A 3,983-nucleotide genomic window follows, 5' to 3' on the forward strand; every position below is an offset into this window, starting at 1 on the left:
TCGGGTATCGGGGTAAAGTCGTCGGTGCCGATGGGTGAAGCGGGTTGAGAATGGTGAACGACAAAACACTTCGTCCGGTGATGGTCGCCGGACGAAGGGAACAGGGTTTCGGGCCGAACAAGTCGTTGCAGTTGACCGGCGACCGCTGTCGCGGTGACAGGAGTGCAGGTACTCCGGCGCCGGCAACTGAACTTGGGCGTTCGGCGGCATGGCATGGGTTCGGAAAGCGTCAGTCGGGTGGTCAGGTAGTGGGTAAAGTTGTCGGTGCCGATGGGCGAAGCGGGTTGAGAAGGGCGAAAGACAAAACACTTCGCCCGGCGACGGTCGCCGGGGGAGAGAACAAGGTTTTCGGCCGAACAAGTCGTTGCAGTTGACCGGCGACCTCCGTCGCCGTGTAGCGGCCGGGGATTCTCCGGCGCCGGCAACTGAACTTGGGCGTTCGGCTCGCGTGGGAAAGACAGCCCGGTCAGTCGTCCGAGCCGATGGAGAAAGATGGTTCTGATTGGTTCGGTTTCAATGGCTGAAGTCTCTTGTGCCGATGGAGAGAGCGGGTTGTCCCCGCGTTTGAGTCTGATGGTCGCAATCTGTTGTGCTGATGGGCTGAGTGGGTTGCCGTTGGTTCCGGCGTCGGGGTGAAAATCACCCGTGCCGATGGTCGAAGCGGGTAGCCCGAGAACACCCGGTTGGGGTCGTTGTTGCGTTTATCATGAGGTGCTGGCAGCCGAACCAGACGTTGCACATTAGCTGACCATCAAATCGATCTTCAACTGTTACACCGAGCCATTGCCGCCTCCATGACGTTTACTGCCGACCAGTTCAGCGGTTGCGCTCATCAGGGAGAAGGATTATCAGACGAGGCCGACAGTTGAGGACGGTTGCCATTCTGTCCGGAATGACTCCCTGGTGCGGGAGAAATTTCGTGTCTGGTCAAAAGTCAGTGGTTTATTGCCGCACCTCTTCCGACATGCAGCGACCGGAAAGCTGCGATGATCAGGAGCGAGAAGTGCTGGCCGGTCTGGTACGGGCCGGCCTGATCCGGGCCGGCGTGAGCGGGGACGACATTGTCGTGATTCACGACGAAGCGGAATCCGGAACCAAAACCGAACGGGACGGCTTCCGGCGGTTGTGCAACATGATCAACCGGGGCGAGGTCGCCATTCTGGCCGTCGACGACCAGTCGCGGCTGACCCGGGCCGCGAACGCCTTCGCCTTCATTCAGGATTTGGTGTTTGCCGGCGGCCGGTTTCTCTCCACCGGGGAGGGGATCGACACCGACACGCCGGGTTGGGAGCTGAAAGTTCAGGTGTTGCAACTGCATCACGGCCAGACGGTGCGCGACCTCCGGCACCGGGTTCGGCGCGGCCAGCACGGGCGGGTCGAGGCCGACGGCAGCGCCGGTGATTTTCCCTATGGTTTCGAGTCGTATTATCTGGACCCGGACTGGGCCGCCCAACTCAAACGCCGGGGGCCGAAGCCGAAGAAGGGATTGCGTGTCTGCGAGGAGGAAGCCGTTTGGGTGAGGCGGGTGTTCGAGTGGTTTGTCGCCGGCACGTCGATCGGCTTGATCGCCCGGCGGCTCACCGCCGAAAAGGTTGCCAAGGGACGCCGGGCCTCCGCGCCGGGCTGGCATCCGCAACAAGTGCGCCGAATGCTCGCCAACGAGAAATACATCGGGAAATGGGCGTGGGGCCGGACCGAGACGATTCGTGACTCCAAGGGACGCAAGAAGCAAACGGCGGCGACGGCGGACCGGCGGATCACGCGGGAACGGCCGTCATTGCGGATCATCGGACAGGAGCTATGGGACCGGGCCGCCGCGAGACTGGCCTCCCTGGGTGAAAAGTTTGGATACCAACCCGGTCAGCGTCGGCGGGGGCCGCTCCCGAACCCGGCCGACGACCATCCCAAATCGCCGCTCGGGGGAACACTCGTTTGCGGTGTCTGCGGCGCGAAGATGTGGCTGAGGCAAAGCAACGGCCGCCGGTATTACGCCTGTCCCGGGGCGATGAAGGGATTGTGTGACATGACGACCAGGGCGCCCGCCGACCGGGCCGAGCGGGCGTTGTCGGAGTTCTTGGTCGATCTGCTTCGCGGCTGGCCCGAATGGATGCAAACGCTTTACCGCCTGACCTGCGACGCGATCAGGGCAGCGGCCGAACAGGCCCCGGCGGAGCGGGAGCGGGACATGAGAAAAGCCGCGGAACTTGAACGGCAGATTCACAATCTGGTGAGCGTGCTGGCCGACGGGGGGGCGGCCAGTCCCGCCATCACCGCCCGGCTCCGGGAGGCCGAAATGGAGAAAGCGGAGATTGACCGCCGACTAGACAAGCCGGGCAGGAATGATCCCGCCAAGATCTTCCTGCCCGACGAGAGTTGGGTGGCGGAACGACTGGGTGAATGGGCCGGCCAGATTCCGCATGAAGGCCCCGGAGGCATTCTTCGTCTGGCCCTGGCATCGGCCCGGGCCGAGCCGGTGATCACCCCCGGGAAGAAACGCGGGTTTGTCCGGCTGCGGTTTCGGTTGAATGCCTGGCGTGCGCTGGCCGCCGCCCTGGGAGACGCCTTGCCTGTCGAGTCTTGCGGTCTGTGGCCGAAGCCGTCAGCCGGCGGGGATGACGGGCCGGAGTTCATGATTGACCTGGGGGAACCGACGGCCATGGACCGTTGGGCTCCGCAAATTGTCGCCTGGCGGGCGGAGGGGGTGACCTGGGAGGAAATCACGCGTCGAACCGGTCTGGACCTCAACCGTGCCTTCATTGCCTGGAAACGCCTGCAGGGGGCCGACGAGGCCCCGCCGGCCGCTTGAGAGGGATTGGGCAACAGAATCGTCTGAGACCCGGTCATTTGGCCGGGTTTTTTTTTTGCGAACACATTTTTTTGAACACGGGGAGAAACCCATGTCGAACTGGTGGCTGGCCTGGGCGGAACAGATCGCCCGAACACTCGCGAATTCCTGGATTCGTTCCTCGCAGGCCGGCCCATGCGACGACGGCGCAAACCCTGCGTCAGCAGACCGTCCGGCCGAACCGAAGGCCGTTTTGCCGAAACCGACTCATTCACACGATCAGACCGAGATGCAAGGGAAGTGATCAAGGGCCAATTGAACGGCCACGTTGTGATTTCCATTTCACCTCATGGGTTTGTTCAAAATGCCCCGGCTTCGAGGGCCGCTTGTTGCCGACCGACGCCAGTTCTATTCGTCGATTGACCGCCGCGGATTCGCCTCGCTTTGCCGGCATCAACACCGATCCGTCCCGCCGGATGAAATTCGTTTGAGGGCATGGTTTTTGTCAGGCGCGGCGAATGAAGGCCGTGAATCTCTCCGGCCCTTTTGGACAAGAGCTTCTCTTGGGGCCAATCGCTCCCCCGGGACGGGCGGCTAAATGGTTCATCCGCCAAGTTGACACACAGATGGCGGGGTGGTGACGTTGGCTAACCGATGGGGCTATTGTCGCCGACGGCTCTGCCGTCCGGTCGGGATCCCCGTCCCATCTGTGCGTTAACTTGGCGGATGCACAACTAAATGGTGCATCCGCCAAATTGGCGCACAGATGGCGGGGTGGCGACGCCGGCAAAATCGATGCGGTCAGTGTCGCCGATGGCTCTGCCGTCCGGCCGGTATCTCCACCCCGCCATCTGTGCGTTAACTTGGCGGATGCACCACTAAATGGTGCATCCGCCAAATATCAATACACTATTTGGCACTTCATTTTTGGCTCATCCGAGAAGTTCGTACTTGGCTCGATGGATTGAGTAAATGCGAAGGTGGAAGAATTCTTGGTCACGGTAGCCATAGGCCTGTCGTTGCAGGGTCTTGATTTTGTTGTTCACCCCTTCGAGGGGGCCGGTCGAAATCGGACAGCGATGGTAGTTCAGCAGGCCGGTCCGGTGCATCTGGAAAGAACTCGCCATCTTCTGCAACACCGACAGCTTGGACGCCTCGGCCCGCCGACACCAGTCGTCCAGAAACCGGGCGGCGTCTT

The 3,983-nt window shown here is 61.9% G+C and carries 2 protein-coding genes; one reads left to right on the forward strand and one right to left on the reverse strand.

The features are described from left to right. The first annotated feature begins 919 nt into the window (after positions 1–919). On the forward strand, positions 920–2,806 hold the full coding sequence (locus BGIM_RS0143275) for a recombinase family protein (protein WP_162136350.1): 1,887 nt from the start codon (positions 920–922) through the stop codon (positions 2,804–2,806). Positions 2,807–3,717: 911 nt separating this feature from the next. Here BGIM_RS0143275 and BGIM_RS55620 read toward each other — a convergent pair. Next, positions 3,718–3,983, reverse strand: a 266-nt coding sequence (locus BGIM_RS55620) for a transposase (RefSeq protein WP_020475822.1), incomplete at its 5' end; no start/stop codon positions are given.

It is taken from the genome of Zavarzinella formosa DSM 19928, assembly GCF_000255705.1.
GTDB lineage: Bacteria > Planctomycetota > Planctomycetia > Gemmatales > Gemmataceae > Zavarzinella > Zavarzinella formosa.